Source organism: Alphaproteobacteria bacterium (assembly GCA_015231795.1).
In the GTDB taxonomy this organism is placed as follows: Bacteria; Pseudomonadota; Alphaproteobacteria; order Rhodospirillales; family WMHbin7; genus WMHbin7.
On the sequence record JADGAX010000003.1, the window covers coordinates 1 to 13,706 of the forward strand.

The following is a 13,706-nucleotide window of genomic DNA, read 5'->3' on the forward strand; positions in this document are numbered from 1 at the left end:
AGCGCCGTGGATAGTTCGCGCTGGAAGAAGCGGGCGTGATCGGGATTGCTTTGCGAAACACGCCCGATCATGTCGGCCACGTCGGCCCGCCCGTCTTCGCCATTCGTCTCGACATGCTGCTTGAAGGTGGGAATGATGCCGCCGAAATCTTGCGTGCTGTTGATGAGGCGCGCCCAGTTTTCGTGCATGGCGCGTTTCTCGCCGTCGATGCGCGGCTTGCCCTCGTCGCCCCAATTTACCTTGGGCAGTTTTGGCAAATCGTCCTTCTGCGCGAACGGATTGGGTGGCTTGGCTTCCTGCCTGGGCGCTTCAGGCGAACTGATCAGGCCTGCGACAGAAAGAAGCTGAAATGGCGTAAGGATACGCTATCACCCAAGCAATTTCCCAATAACCGCAACCTTCATTTGATTGTTTGGTTATCCATAATTTGCTACTGTTTAATGATGAAGCCAGTTGCACGAATTTTGACACTTTTGCTCGCATCAACGCTTGCGTTTGGTGGTGCTGCTTGTTCTGATGACGCGGAGAGCGCCTCGGATAAGGATCTCCGTCTCTTGGTCGAAAAAACCAAAAATGCCTATGAGGCTAATGACAAGCAAGTAACGGCTCTTCTTGAGAAACTGTACCTCAAAGTGACCGGTCTCCCTGACACTTCAGAAAACGTGCCAGAAGGTATGAGCGTTATTGAGTTTGAAGAGCGACTTTGTAGATTCTGGAAAATCACAGCCCCCTTTTATGCCCCCGAAGAACTGGAGTATTTCCGCCATGATGAAAGGCTACTCGGCTATCTCATTGTGGATTCTGGTGATGAAAACAACACCCGAGTGCAACTCAGAATTAATTGTGGGAAAGAAGTAGGCAAACAGGCTCCGTTAAGCCGCGCTACGGAAGATGGTATCGCTTGGGCGAAGAAGCTCAGAAGCGCTTCTCCAGATGAAGCCCGCGCCATGGCCAGTGAATACGATGAGCTTATCCAAAATTACCCAGAGAAGGAACTCTACAAGAGGCTACGGTTTCTGGCGCTGAGAGAGGCAGAGAAACGAGAAAGGCACCAAGCGCGGCAAGCACAGTGAGCAGACGTAAGCTGCTTACAATCCTCAAGCGTTCAACAGACATTGCTTGATGGACACAACCGCCAAGCTGGTGCTTTTCCCGAGCGTGGTGTATGTCTATTTCTTGCTGCGCCCCCCCTTCAATTGGCGTTCGTAAGCTTCGGCAGCTTGCCTTGCAAGGTATCTTTTTTCCTCTATTTCACTGAGTTGCTTCTCCACATCCTTGATTTTCTGCTTGAGTTCATCAGCCGTTAGCCTTTGCCTAGCAAGCCCAAGATTTCCGATCATCTGTCGCTCTTCCGTACCTCTATATTGCTTGCCAATCCAATCCCATCCAAGTTTACCCGATGTGCTATCCGTGTCCGTGAACTGCCGGTAATCCTCTTTGCCTGAGTAAGCCCTTGGATCTGCAGATTGCACTTTCTCCAGTTCCTGCTGAAGCTGAGACAGTTTGCCTCTAGCGTCATTAATTTGATCAAGCATCTTGTCATGCTCTCTCCAAGCAGATCCCAGAGCTTCTTTAATTGCTTGCTCGCGCTCAACATCTGACAGTTGGGGGGAATTGGATCTGTGTCGGGCATCTCCATCGCTATTTGAGTTGGGTTCCTGAGTTTGTTGCGGGTGAAGGCTTGGTGCTTGGCTATCTCCAGTCGGTTTGTCCTGACCGTCTAGACGAGACATTTTTTCAATCCGTGTACCCAGCTGATATAGTGGCTCATCCGCCGATTTCATGGCCTCTCGCTGCCGCTTCTCAAAGTCGGCTTTGTAGGCTTCAGCGCTGTGCCAATAGCTTTTCTCGAATTCCGGATCGCTGAAGCGATTGGATTTCGCATCACCCAGCAGGCCAGCATTCTCCACCGGCTCGCCCGCCCTGCGGGCTTGAATGATCTCGCCGCCCAACGCCGTTGCAAGCTCGCGCTGGAAGAAGCGGGCATGATCGGGATTGCTTTGCGAAACACGTCCGATCATGTCGGCCACGTCGGCCCGACCGTCTTCGCCATTCGTCTCGACATGCCGCTTGAAGGTGGGAATGATGCCGCCGAAATCCTGCGTGCTGTTGATGAGGCGCGCCCAGTTGTCGTGCATGGCGCGTTTTTCGCTGTCGATGCGGCGAGCCGTCCATAACTTGCGCAGTTTTGGCAGGTCGCCCAACTCTGAGAAAGGGTCGGGCGGCTTTACGGGCCGTTGTAGTTGGCTCGGCTCGCCCAACAAGCCGCCCTGCAGACGCACAGGATTTTTGGGATGTTCCTTGGTCAGCGTCGAGACGATGGGATTGAGTTTGCGATCATCCTCGCCCATGTCGCCAAGCAAGCCGTTTCCGAGGGCTGATGTGGGTTTCTGGGCGGGAGTTTCCACTTCCTGCATCTGCTGCGTCAGGGCGTTCGAGGGCGACAAATCCTGGCCGCTCCAGTTGCCGCCTTTGCCCGTCTCGGGCAGGACGAAGCTGTCATCGTTGTTGGCCGCCTTGCCCAGCGGCACGCCGGACGCGGTTGTACGGTTCCCGGAGGGCAGCGCCTCCGTGACTGAATTGAATCCGCCCATGGCGGTCCTCCTTTGCGTTGGTGTGAGTGTGAAGCCCAAACGCGAAAAGCCGCCCGGGCTGATGCCAGGGCGGCTTTTGGTCGCAGTAAGGGCGGTAATGGGACTTAACTAGCCGATGCGACGAGGAATGTCAAGAATAGATTCATGGCGTGATGCGAAAGGACGACGCCCTGGCAGATGGGGCCATAAATATGGATTTGATCCTACGACTTCCTTTGATAATACACGTTCTGCACATGCTGGCCGCTGGCGAAGAACAGCCAGCGTTCGGCCAGCAGCCCGACATACTGGATCGGCAAGGCCACGATCAGGGCGGGCAGATAGCGGTCGGCCCAGCCAGCCAGCAGCAGGGCCGAAGGGGCCGCGAAGCCGAAGACCAGCATCAGGCCGATCAGCCAGGGTTTCACCTCGGGATGGATGCGGGTGAAGAATTCGATGGTGTTGAAGGAACGGCCGTTGAAGCCCTGGCTTAACTGGCGGATGCTGCCGTGATGCACGCCGATGGCGCTTTTCAGCGAGAAGGGCGCTGGCAGATGCTTGTTGCGCCATAAGGTGACGCCCTTGGCGGCGAAGGCCAGCAACGTGAACAGGGCGGCCCAGCCCGCCAGAAAATCGCGCAGCAACGCGTTCTCGACGGCGGCAACGATGGCGGCGGCGGCGAAGCCCGACGACAGGCCCATCAGCGTGTAGTTAACCACCGTCATGGGCGTCGCCCATTCCTTGATGAAGCGCACGCAGGCATAGATCATGCCGGTGGCGATGAACAGCATGGCGCAGCTGGCGGCCAGCAGGAAGCCGATGGCCATGGTCAGGTCCAAGCTTTTCTGATTGCCGAAGGTGATGAGCACCGGCGCGATGCCGAACCAGTGCGCGGCGCCGTACATAAAGGCCAAGCCCATGCAGGCGGGCAGCAGAAGCACTTCTCTGGACAGCCACGAGGTGCGCCAACGCACGATCGAGCGCATGCCGCGCTCGGGATGCGACAGATGGAAGAACGAGGCCACCAGCCCCAATCCCAGCAGGGCCAGACCGGCGGCGCTGCCTGTGGCGTAGAACAGGCCGCTGTCTTGCTCGTTGCCGGTGCCGATGACGAAGTAGAATTGTCCGGCCACCAGGGCGATCAACAGGCCTTGGCCCATGCCGATCAGGGTGGTGAGGAACAGAACCGAGAAGGCGGGTTTCATCTTGCGCTTTTCCCTTACCAGCTCGTGATGTCGTCGAGGAAAGGTTCGGAAAGCTGCGGACGCGGCAATTCGCCTTCCTTCAAAAGCGGGTTGTCGGCCCGCATCAATTCGTCGTCATGGATGACCATCTTGGTCTTGCGCCTGGGCAGATAGTGGTTGGCTGGACGCGTGCCCATTTCGGGCATGATCTGGAAGCCGGCATTGTCGCGGATGGCCTGCGATGCCTCGCTGGCCGGATCGGAAATGTCGCCGAACAGGCGCGCCCCCGCCGGACATGCCAGCACGCAGGCGGGTTTGCGCCGATCCTCGGGCAGGGTTTCGTCATAGACGCGATCCGCGCACAGCGTGCATTTCTTCATCACGCCTTGTTTGAAATCGAATTCGCGCACCCCGTAGGGGCAACTCCACGAGCAATATTTGCAGCCGATGCATTTGTCGTAGTCGACCAGCACGATGCCGTCTTCCTCGCGCTTGAAGCTGGCCCCGGTGGGGCAGACCGGCACGCAGGGCGGCTCTTCGCAATGCAGGCAGGACTTCGGGAAATGGATGGTTTCGGTGTGGGGGAATTCGCCCGCCTCGAAAGTTTGCACGCGATTGAAGAAAACGCCCAACGGGTCGGCGCCGTAGGGATCGGTGTCGCTCATCGGTCCGGCCCAGCCCGACGTGTTCCATTCCTTGCAACTGGTGACGCAGGCGTGGCAGCCCACGCAGATGTTGAGATCGATGACGAGGGCGAGTTGCTTGCGTGACATGGCTCAGCCCTCGCTCTTTCCGGCAAAGAAATTGCGTACCCGTTTGGTGAAGGCGATCATGCCGGGCAGCGCTTTCCTGGTTTCGAATTGGGGCCAGGTTTCTTCCGGGCCGTGCGGGTCGGCCTTGTAGACGCGCACGCGCACGTCGTACCAAGCGGCTTGGCCGGTGACGGGGTCGGAATTCGAAATCGGCGCGTCCTTGCCTTTGGCCGGACAGGGAATCTCCTCGCTGATCAGATGGTTCAGCAAGAAGCCCTTTTTCGATTCATTGGCGTCGGGCTTCAGCCCCCAATTTCCAGGCCCTTTGCCGATGGCGTTCCAAGTCCAGACGGTGCCAGGTTCCACCGATTCCGAGAAGCGGGCGCGACAGCGCACCTTGCCCCACTGGCTTTCCACCCAGATCCAATCGCCATCTTCGAAAGCGTTGGCGTGGCCCACCGACGGATGCAAGAACAGATAGTTGTCGGTGTGAATCTGGCGCAGCCAAGCGTTCTGCGAATCCCAGGAATGATACATCGCCATCGGGCGTTGGGTGATGGCGCTTAAGGGATATTGAATGGGATCGCTGTAGCGCCATTCCAGAGGCGCGTAATAGAAGGGCAGCGGGTCCATGAAGGTCTTGATGCGCTCGCGCATGGCGTCGGGCGGCTGGCGGCCCTTGGTCTTGCCCTCGGCGGCCAGACGGAACTTCTGCAGCACTTCGGAATAGACATGCAGCAAGATGGGTTCGTCGTAGCGGATCAGGCGATGGTGGCGCGCCCACTGCAGATAACCCTTGTTCCAATTGCGCATGTATTGATAGCTGCGCGGCAGTTCATAATGGAAGTGGTTGTCGTTGCGGGCGTACATGTCCCATTGCTGGGGATTGGGTTCGCCCGACATGAACCTCTCGCCGCCCTTGCCGCGCCATCCGGCTAGGAATCCGATGCCCGATCCCGGCTCGGTTTCGTAATTGACGATGAAGTCGGGATAATCGCGGAACTTGCGCTCGCCCTTGGCGTTTACGAAAGCGGGCAGCTTCAGGCGCGATCCTATTTCGATCAGCACTTCCTGGAAGGGTTTGGAATCACCCTTGGGCGGCAACACCGGGATGCGCACCGAATCGACCGGCCCGTCGAATTCCGAGATCGGACGGTCGAGCAAGCTCATCACATCGTGGCGTTCCAGATAGGTGGTGTCGGGCAGCACCAGATCGGCGAAATCCACGGTTTCGGAATGGAAGGCGTCGCACACCACCAGGAACGGAATCTTGTAGGTCCCGTCCTCGTTCTTGTCGACCAGCATCTTCCTGATCTCGACCGTGTTCATCGACGAGTTCCAGGCCATGTTGGCCATGAACAGCAAGAGGGTGTCGATGGGGTACGGATCGCCCCGCCAAGCGTTGGTGATGGCGTTGTGCATCAAGCCATGGACGGAAAGCGGATATTCCCACGAGAAGCCCTTGTCGAGCCGCACCGGGCCGCCCTTTTCATCGACGAACAAGTCGTCGGGATCGGCGGGCCAGCCCAGCAGCAGGCCAGCCAGCGGTTCATTGGGCTGCACGGCTTCGGGGCGCTTGGGCGGCTTGGCGCAGGGCGGAATCGGGCGCGGGAAGGGGGCCTTGTGGCGGAATCCGCCCGGCCTGTCGATGGTGCCCAGCACCGTCATCAGAATCGACAACGCCCGGATGGCGTGGAATCCGTTGGAATGGGCGGCCAGGCCGCGCATGGCGTGAAAGGCCACCGGATTGCCGGTGACGGTATCGTGTTCCTTGCCCCAGCAGTCGGTCCAGGCGATGGGCAGCTCGATCTTGTGGTCGCGCGCGGTGACGCCCATTTCATGGGCCAGGCGGCGGATGGTGGCGGCTGGGATGCCGGTGATGCCCTCGGCCCATTCCGGCGTGTAGGTCTTCACGCGTTCCTTCAGCAATTGGAAGGCGGGCTTGACCTTGCGCCCGTCGCCAAGCTGGTAATTGCCCATCAGACGGCCTTCGGTGCCGGGTTTGCGCGAGGCGGTCGGCTGGTCGGAATTAATGTCCCACCACAGTTTGTTCTGCGGATCGTAGCAGCCCGGATCCTCAGGCTCGCCGGTGCGCACGAACAGGCCGAACTCGTCGCTTTCTTCCTCCATGTTCACCAATTCGGCCGAGTTGGTGTACTGGATCAGGAAGTCGCGGTCGAACAGGCCCAGTTCGATGATTTCATGAATCAGCGCCAGGAACAAAGCGCCGTCGGTGCCGGGGCGGATGGGCACCCATTCATCGGCGATGGCGGCATAGCCGGTGCGCACCGGATTGACCGCGATGACGCGCCCGCCCTGCTTCTTGAACTTGCCCAGCGCGATCTTCATCGGGTTCGAATGATGATCCTCGGCGGTGCCGATCATGATGAACAGCTTGGCGCGGTCAAGATCGGGTCCGCCGAATTCCCAGAATGAACCGCCGATTGTGTAGATCATGCCCGCGGCCATATTGACCGAACAGAAGCCGCCATGGGCGGCGTAATTGGGCGTGCCGAACTGTTTGGCGAACAGGCCGGTCAGGGCCTGCATCTGGTCGCGCCCGGTATAAAGGGCGAATTTCTTGGGATCGGTGGCGCGGATATGGCCCAGGCGGTCTTCCAGCATCTGGAAGGCCTCGCCCCACTCGATGGGTTCGAACTGTCCAGCGCCGCGCTCCGTGCCTTCCTTGCGCTTTAAGGGCTTTCGCAGGCGTGCGGGCGAGTACTGCTTCATGATGCCCGAAGCGCCCTTGGCGCAAATCACGCCCTGGTTCAGGGGATGGTTCGGGTTGCCCTCGATATAGCGGACCTCGCCGTCGCGCAAATGAACGCGGATGCCGCAGCGGCAGGCGCACATGTAGCAGGTCGTCGTCTTGACTTCCGTGCGGCCCAATGACTGGTCGCAGGCGTCGCGAGGGTCTTTCATGTCGTCTCCAACCAATCGGGCTTCGCCGTTCTTGATCCGGCTGTTTAGTCCTTTTTTGAGCCGAGGCCAACTCGGTTGACCAAAATTAAATAAGATATTTCTAATAAAGGCAATACGGATATTAGGCTCATTCAAGGAGCTACTCAGCTTATTAGAAAGTAATTTTCGTTAGATCAATTCATATTATTGATACAAATCAATGCATAAGAGTCTATATTCATATTGATATAAATACTGTTCGAGAGACGAATTTTGATATGAAGCAGGGGAGGAAAACGCCCGGCAGTTTCAAAAATCTGCGGCTCGATCAACGAATGCCGGTTCCAATCCAGGTCGCTTCGCAACATCGCCCGCACCGCCCCTTACTTCCATACCGGCAAGGTGTGGGACCTGAAGCAGGCGGTGGCGATCATGGGCGACTCGCAGTTGGGCATCAAGTTGTCGAATACCGAGGTCGATCAGATCACAGCCTTCTTGCAGACTCTGACCGGCGATCAGCCCAAGGTGACCTATCCGGTCCTGCCCGCCAGCACGGCGGCCACGCCCAAGCCGATGGACATGGTCAAGAAGTAAGTCTGTTTCACAAGAAGCATCAACTTGCGGGAGGCCGAAAGGCCTCCCCACTTTTTTTGTTTTCAAGAGGAGGGCTTGACGAAGTGCAAGCCCCCCATCAACTCTGCATGGTAGAAATCACACAAGATGAATCATTGACCGAAGGAACGATGACGGCACTTTGGCAGATGGGCTTTCGCCCCTTTTTCGCTCTGGCCATGCTGTCGGGCATGGGCATGCCGGTTCTGTGGGCGCTGATCTATTCCGGCGTTCTTGCTTCGCCGCCGACATCTTTTACGCCCGCGCAATGGCACGCCCATGAAATGTTCTTCGGCTTCGGCATGGCGCTGCTGGCGGGATTTCTGCTGACCGCTACCAAGAACTGGGTTGGCGTGCGCGGCTATCATGGCCGCTGGCTGCAATTTCTGGCCGCCGCTTGGTTGATCGAGCGCCTCGGCATGTGGTTCCAGGCAAGTTTGCCGCCCTTCCTGTTCCTGCTTTCAAACAATCTGTTCTTGCTGGCCGCGGTGGGCATGCTGGGCTGGACCTTGATCCGCAATCGCAAGACCGATTCCTACAGCGACAATGGCTTCTTCCTGGCTCTGTTGCCCATGCTTTTGCTTGCCAAGCACCTGTTGCTGAGCGCCGACTGGGCGCTGATGGGGCAAAGCATGGCCATCGGCCTGTTTCGTCTGGCCTTCCTGATCATGCTGGAACGCACGCTTAGCCAGTTCATGAAAGGCCTGTTCGGCGTTTCGATCCTAAGAAAGCCTTGGCTGGACATGAGCATCAAGGTTCTGGCGCTGATCGCCGTTTTCGAGAGCTTGTTGCCGCCTGCCCTGGCGGCGGGACTGGCTTTGCTGCTGGCCCTTCTGCTGGCTGGCCGCTTCGCCTTCTGGAAGCCGCAACTGGCCTTCACGCGCCTGGATATCGGCATCATGCATCTGGGCTATCTGGGCATCGTCTTGCATCTGCTGGTGACCTTCGCAATCTACGCGGTTCCGTTCGAACCGGTGGGAAGTCTGGCCGTTCACGTCTTCACCTTCGGGGTGATCGGTTTGGTGACGCCCGCCATGATGATTCGCATCTCCAAGGGCCATACCGGGCGGCGGGTGGTTTTCGAAAGACCCGACAAGATCGTGCTGTGGATCATGATGGCGGCTTTCGTCTTCAGGGTGGTTGCGCCGCAAATCGTTCCCTCGGCCTTCGCGCTGTTTGTCAATCTTTCTGCGGTTTGCTGGTTTGCCGCCTTCGGAACGTTGGTTTGGCGCTATCTGCCCTTTTTGTGCCAGCCCAGGGTGGATGGGAATCCTGGTTAACCCTGAATTTGCGCCAGATCGGCCCTGGCGATTGAAATCGCCTTGATCAGGGCATAGACCCTCGATCCCGGCCTAAGGCCAAGCTGCGACACCGAGTAACGCGTCACCTGCGACCAAAGCGGCGTGCCGTGGTTGGCGGCGTCGGGTTCGGTGCCGCCGACATGAAGCAAGACATCGGCCAGATGGCCGTCGCTTTCCTGCACATCCACCACCACGCCGGGCAGGATATTCTGGATGCTGATGTCCCAGGGCGGCGTCAGGGCTAGGCCGACGTCGCGGGCATGAATGCGCAAGCGCACCTCGGCGCCGACGGGGGCCTGGGCCTGTCCCACCTTCAGGCGCGCCCCGCCCTTCAAGCGCAGGATGGTCAGCTTGAATTTGTCGTCATGCCCGTCGATGGCGGCGTGCATGACCGCGCCAGCATCGTAGCGTCCGGTCAGCGGCTTTAAACGAATGTCGGACAGAATCTCTTCCAAGGGGCCTTGGGCGGCGACGCGCCCCTTATCGAGCAGGGCGATGTCGTCGGCCAGTTGCAGCACTTCGTCCATGGCGTGGCTGACGAAGATCACCGGTATCGCGGCATCGTGGGCCAAGCGCGAGACGAAGGGCAGCAGTTCCTTCTTCAGAAGCGTATCCAAAGCCGAAAAGGGTTCGTCCAGCAGCAGGACTTCTGGTTCGCGGGCCAGCGCCCTTGCAATTGCCACGCGCTGCTGCTGGCCGCCCGACAGTTGGGCCGGTTTGCGAGCATGCAGGCTTTCGTCAAGACCCGCGCGCATCAGCAATCGTTGTGCGGCGCTTAGCTGGCCGTTCTTAGGAAGATGCCCCATGGCGATCATCACATTGCCCAGCGCCGTCATGTGAGGAAAAAGGGCGTAGTTCTGAAAGACGAAACCAACCCTTCTGGCTTGCGGCGGCAGGCAGATGCCCTTCTTCGTATCCAGCCAAGACTTGTCGTTGCAGGAAATCGTCCCTTCTTCAGGGCGGAACAGTCCGGCGACGGCGCGCAGCAGGGTTGTTTTGCCGCCGCCAGAGGGGCCAAAGAGCGCCAGTACTTTGCCGGGATGGCAAGTCAGGCTGGCTTCGAGCAAAATGGGCGCTTTCTGTCGAAGGTGGATGTGCAGCGGCATCCGTCTCTACCCTTGACGCTTGCGGTTGCTGAGCGCGTAACTGGTGCCGATGGTGACGAAGGAAAGGGCCAGCAGCAGAGCTGCCATCATGCCCGCCGACTCGGTGTCAAAGGCTTGGACACGATCATAGATGGCGATGGCGATGGTTTTCGTCTCGCCGGGAATGCTGCCGCCCACCATCAGCACGACGCCGAACTCGCCCAGCGTATGGGTAAAGCTGAGAACGATGGCGGTCAGAATGCCAGACCAGGCCAGCGGCAGCTCTATTCTGATCAGCATGCGCCAGGATGACAGGCCCGAGCAGGCTCCTGCCTCGCGCACCTCAACCGGAATGGCTTCGAAAGCGCGCTGCATCGGTTGGATGGCGAAGGGCAGATTGACGAGGATGGAGGCAAGCACCAGTCCCTCGAACGTAAAGACCAAGCCATGACCGAAGGCTGCCTCGAAGGCTTGGCCGAATGGGGAACGCGTCCCCATCGAGACCAGCAGATAATAGCCGAGAACAGTGGGCGGCAGAACCAGAGGCAAGGCCAGCAGCGCTTCGACAAGCCCCTTGCCCCTGAAATGCGACCAAGCCAGCCAGCGACCGACGAAAATGCCAATAGGCATTAAGATGCCGACCGTCCAGGCGCCCAGGGCAAGGGAAAGTCGAAGCGCTTCCCAGTCCATCGCCTACTTCTCGCCCGGCAGGACGAAACCGTATTTCTTGAAAACGGCCCTGGCGGCCGGTGACTGGACATAGGCGTAGAACATTTTGGCGGTTTCCCCTGCCTTCTTCGTCAGCGCCATGCGTTGGCGCAGAGGATCGTGCCATTCGGCGGGGATCAAATCAAACTTTCCCAGCGCCAACAGTTTGGGCGACAGGGCCAGGGAGTAGGCGATGATGCCGCCCTGGGTCGATCCCGAGGTGGCGAACTGCGCTGCCTGCGAGACATTTTCACCCAGCACGAGTTTGTCTTCCAGCATATCCCACAAGCCTGCGGTTTTCAGGGCGGCGCGGGCGGCGCGGCCATAAGGGGCGTGCTCTGGGTTGGCAATGGCGAATTTCTTGATGGTCCCCGCCTTTAGGGCGGATGCAAGATCCTTGAGCGACCCGTCGGCTTTCAGCGTCGAGCCAGGAGGAACGATCAGCACGATGCGGCCTACGGCATAAAGGGCGCCCTCGCCTTGCGTCAATCCTTCCTTCGTCAGATCGAAAACATAGGATTCGTCCGCCGACAAATACATTTCGAAAGGCGCCCCCTCCTTGATTTGATTGAAGAAATTTCCAGACGAGCCAAAGGACAGCTTGACCGTCTTGCCGGTTTCTTTGGTAAACTGTTCCGCCAGTTCCGACAGTGCGAATTGCAAATCCGAAGCTGCAGCGATGACCGGCGCGTTTTCCTGGGCGCGGGCCAGACCGGGCAAGGCCAGGACAAGAAAGAGGGCTGCAAGCGAAGAAAGAAAGCGCTTCATGGAAAACCCCATATTTTCACTGATGCACATCCAGATATAGCGACTTATATCCGATCGGATATTGCGCGGGCAAGACGATAATAACTCCCCGCATCTCGGTCTGTCTGGAGGGTGGGAAGACAGAATCTTGCCTTGCCAATCGTGCCCCCCGGCTGGTCAAGCCCGGAAAAGTATGGTAGGAAGCCCCGAATTCCGCCGGTCTGTTGGCGCGCAAGCGACTCTATGGCTGGATGGTTCACAAGGGAAATCAACAAACTAACTGAGGTTGAAGTCATGAGCGATATCGCCGAGCGCGTCAAAAAGATCGTTGTCGAACACCTGGGCGTCGAAGAAGCCAAGGTTACCGAGAGCGCCAGCTTCATCGACGATCTGGGCGCCGACAGCCTGGACACGGTTGAGTTGGTCATGGCTTTCGAAGAGGAATTCGGCTGTGAAATCCCCGATGACGCCGCCGAGAAGATCCTGACCGTCAAGGACGCCATCGACTTCATCCAGAAGAACGCCAAGTAAGGCGTTCTTCGGTCAAGTTCAGTTCGTGCAGGAACGGATCGCCATGCGACGTGTTGTCGTTACGGGAATGGGAATGGTGTCGCCGCTGGGTTGCAGCGTCGATGCCACTTGGGCCAATCTGATCGAAGGCCGGTCGGGAATAAAATATATCGACCGGTTTGACGTCTCTGACCTGGCGGCCAAGGTCGCCGGGCTCATTCCCATGGGCAAGGACGATCCCAAGCTGTTCGACGCCGACCGTTACGTGCCGCCCAAAGACCAGCGCAAGATGGATGACTTCATCCTTTACGCCATGGCCGCGGGTCTGCAGGCGGTCGAGGATGCGGGCATTGCCGACATTCCGGAAGAGGACAAGCTGCGCACCGGCGTCATGGTCGGTTCGGGCATCGGTGGCCTTGGCACGATTCAAGATGCCGCCGTCGTTCTGAAGGAGCAGGGACCCCGGCGCATCTCCCCCTTCTTCATTCCGTCCAGTCTGGTCAATTTGGCGACGGGTCACCTGTCGATCAAATACGGCTTCAAGGGTCCCAACCATTCGGCGGTCACGGCCTGCGCCACCGGCGCCCACGCCATTGGCGACGCGGCCCGGCTGATCCAGTTCGAGGACGCCGACATCATGGTGGCGGGCGGCACCGAGGCGGCGGTCTGCCGTCTGGGCATCGCCGGTTTCGCGGCGGCCCGGGCGCTGTGCACCAGCTTCAATGATCGTCCCACCGAGGCGTCGCGCCCCTGGAGCAAGGATCGCGACGGCTTCGTCATGGGCGAAGGGGCGGGCGTGGTCGTGCTGGAAGAGCTTGAGCACGCCAAGAAGCGCGGCGCCAAGATCTATGCCGAACTGGTGGGCTATGGCCTGTCGGGCGACGCCTATCACATTACCGCCCCGTCCGAGGACGGGGATGGCGCCTATCGCTGCATGAAGGCGGCGATGAAGCGGGCGGGCGTCAATCCCGAAGACGTTGACTATGTGAACGCCCACGGCACTTCGACCATGGCCGATACGATCGAATTGGGTGCCGTGAAGCGGGCTTTCGGCGACGCCGCCTACAAGATTTCCATGTCCTCCACCAAATCGGCGATTGGCCATTTGCTGGGGGCGGCGGGTGCCGTCGAGGCCATCTTCTCGATCCTGTCGATTCGCGACCAAGTCGTGCCGCCCACGCTTAACCTGCGCGAACCCGACGAAGGCTGCGATCTCGATCTGGTTCCCCTGGAGGCCAAGAAGCGCAAGGTGCGCGCCGCCCTTAGCAATTCCTTCGGCTTTGGCGGCACCAACGCCGCACTGATCTTCAAAGCCGCTCCCTGACCTTCA

Annotated in this window: 13 protein-coding genes; 5 read left to right on the forward strand and 8 right to left on the reverse strand. The window is 58.9% G+C overall.

The features are described from left to right. The coding region (locus HQL44_07630; GenBank protein ID MBF0268447.1) for a hypothetical protein at positions 1–257 on the reverse strand (257 nt) is incomplete at its 3' end. Positions 258–440: 183 nt separating this feature from the next. Between HQL44_07630 and HQL44_07635 the strand changes: the two genes are divergently transcribed. Next, entirely contained in the window at positions 441–1,073 is a 633-nt protein-coding gene (locus HQL44_07635; protein ID MBF0268448.1) for a hypothetical protein, read from the forward strand. 96 nt (positions 1,074–1,169) lie between these two features. On the opposite strand, the gene HQL44_07640 is transcribed toward HQL44_07635, so the two are convergent. From HQL44_07640 to HQL44_07655, 4 genes are all read right to left on the reverse strand, one after another. Beyond that, entirely contained in the window at positions 1,170–2,594 is a 1,425-nt protein-coding gene (locus tag HQL44_07640; GenBank protein MBF0268449.1) for a hypothetical protein, read from the reverse strand. Positions 2,595–2,797: 203 nt separating this feature from the next. Next, entirely contained in the window at positions 2,798–3,778 is a 981-nt protein-coding gene (locus tag HQL44_07645) for a dimethyl sulfoxide reductase anchor subunit (GenBank protein ID MBF0268450.1), read from the reverse strand. Positions 3,779–3,792: 14 nt separating this feature from the next. After that, positions 3,793–4,530, reverse strand: a complete 738-nt coding sequence (locus tag HQL44_07650; GenBank protein MBF0268451.1) for a 4Fe-4S dicluster domain-containing protein — start codon at positions 4,528–4,530, stop codon at positions 3,793–3,795. 3 nt (positions 4,531–4,533) lie between these two features. Continuing rightward, a complete protein-coding gene (locus tag HQL44_07655; protein ID MBF0268452.1) occupies positions 4,534–7,434 on the reverse strand; it encodes a molybdopterin oxidoreductase family protein in 2,901 nt (966 codons plus the stop codon). Positions 7,435–7,815: 381 nt separating this feature from the next. Between HQL44_07655 and HQL44_07660 the strand changes: the two genes are divergently transcribed. Both HQL44_07660 and HQL44_07665 read left to right on the forward strand, forming a co-directional pair. Then, positions 7,816–8,007, forward strand: coding sequence for a hypothetical protein (locus tag HQL44_07660; protein ID MBF0268453.1), 192 nt, complete (start codon positions 7,816–7,818; stop codon positions 8,005–8,007). Positions 8,008–8,156: 149 nt separating this feature from the next. Further along, positions 8,157–9,305 (forward strand): NnrS family protein, encoded by a 1,149-nt coding sequence (locus tag HQL44_07665; protein MBF0268454.1) that lies wholly within the window; start codon positions 8,157–8,159, stop codon positions 9,303–9,305. Here HQL44_07665 and modC read toward each other — a convergent pair. From modC to modA, 3 genes are read right to left on the reverse strand one after another with little or no spacing between them, the layout of a single operon-like run. Beyond that, a complete protein-coding gene (modC, locus tag HQL44_07670; protein MBF0268455.1) occupies positions 9,302–10,432 on the reverse strand; it encodes a molybdenum ABC transporter ATP-binding protein in 1,131 nt (376 codons plus the stop codon). The two genes, HQL44_07665 and modC, sit on opposite strands and share 4 nt — an antisense overlap. Positions 10,433–10,438: 6 nt before the next feature. Next, on the reverse strand, positions 10,439–11,101 hold the full coding sequence (gene modB / locus HQL44_07675) for a molybdate ABC transporter permease subunit (GenBank protein ID MBF0268456.1): 663 nt from the start codon (positions 11,099–11,101) through the stop codon (positions 10,439–10,441). 3 nt (positions 11,102–11,104) lie between these two features. Further along, a complete protein-coding gene (gene modA / locus HQL44_07680) occupies positions 11,105–11,887 on the reverse strand; it encodes a molybdate ABC transporter substrate-binding protein (GenBank protein MBF0268457.1) in 783 nt (260 codons plus the stop codon). 273 nt (positions 11,888–12,160) lie between these two features. Here modA and HQL44_07685 point away from each other — a divergent pair, with 273 nt between their 5' ends. Further along, positions 12,161–12,397 carry an acyl carrier protein gene (locus HQL44_07685; protein MBF0268458.1) on the forward strand — a complete coding sequence of 79 codons (237 nt, stop codon included), beginning with the start codon at positions 12,161–12,163 and terminating at the stop codon, positions 12,395–12,397. Positions 12,398–12,440: 43 nt separating this feature from the next. Further along, the gene (gene fabF, locus HQL44_07690; GenBank protein ID MBF0268459.1) at positions 12,441–13,700 is read left to right on the forward strand and encodes a beta-ketoacyl-ACP synthase II; all 1,260 of its coding nucleotides are present in this window, start codon (positions 12,441–12,443) and stop codon (positions 13,698–13,700) included. Positions 13,701–13,706: the final 6 nt, after the last annotated feature.

Excerpts from the sequence above, each read along its gene's own strand:
- HQL44_07645 (MBF0268450.1), bottom strand. The coding sequence starts at position 3,778 with ATGAAACCCGCCTTCTCGGTTCTGTTCCTCACCACCCTGATCGGCATG.
- HQL44_07650 (MBF0268451.1), bottom strand. The coding sequence starts at position 4,530 with ATGTCACGCAAGCAACTCGCCCTCGTCATCGATCTCAACATCTGCGTG.
- modC (MBF0268455.1), bottom strand. The coding sequence starts at position 10,432 with ATGCCGCTGCACATCCACCTTCGACAGAAAGCGCCCATTTTGCTCGAA.
- fabF (MBF0268459.1), top strand. The coding sequence starts at position 12,441 with ATGCGACGTGTTGTCGTTACGGGAATGGGAATGGTGTCGCCGCTGGGT.
- HQL44_07640 (MBF0268449.1), bottom strand. The coding sequence starts at position 2,594 with ATGGGCGGATTCAATTCAGTCACGGAGGCGCTGCCCTCCGGGAACCGT.
- HQL44_07665 (MBF0268454.1), top strand. The coding sequence starts at position 8,157 with ATGACGGCACTTTGGCAGATGGGCTTTCGCCCCTTTTTCGCTCTGGCC.
- modA (MBF0268457.1), bottom strand. The coding sequence starts at position 11,887 with ATGAAGCGCTTTCTTTCTTCGCTTGCAGCCCTCTTTCTTGTCCTGGCC.
- modB (MBF0268456.1), bottom strand. The coding sequence starts at position 11,101 with ATGGACTGGGAAGCGCTTCGACTTTCCCTTGCCCTGGGCGCCTGGACG.
- HQL44_07655 (MBF0268452.1), bottom strand. The coding sequence starts at position 7,434 with ATGAAAGACCCTCGCGACGCCTGCGACCAGTCATTGGGCCGCACGGAA.
- HQL44_07635 (MBF0268448.1), top strand. The coding sequence starts at position 441 with ATGATGAAGCCAGTTGCACGAATTTTGACACTTTTGCTCGCATCAACG.
- HQL44_07685 (MBF0268458.1), top strand. The coding sequence starts at position 12,161 with ATGAGCGATATCGCCGAGCGCGTCAAAAAGATCGTTGTCGAACACCTG.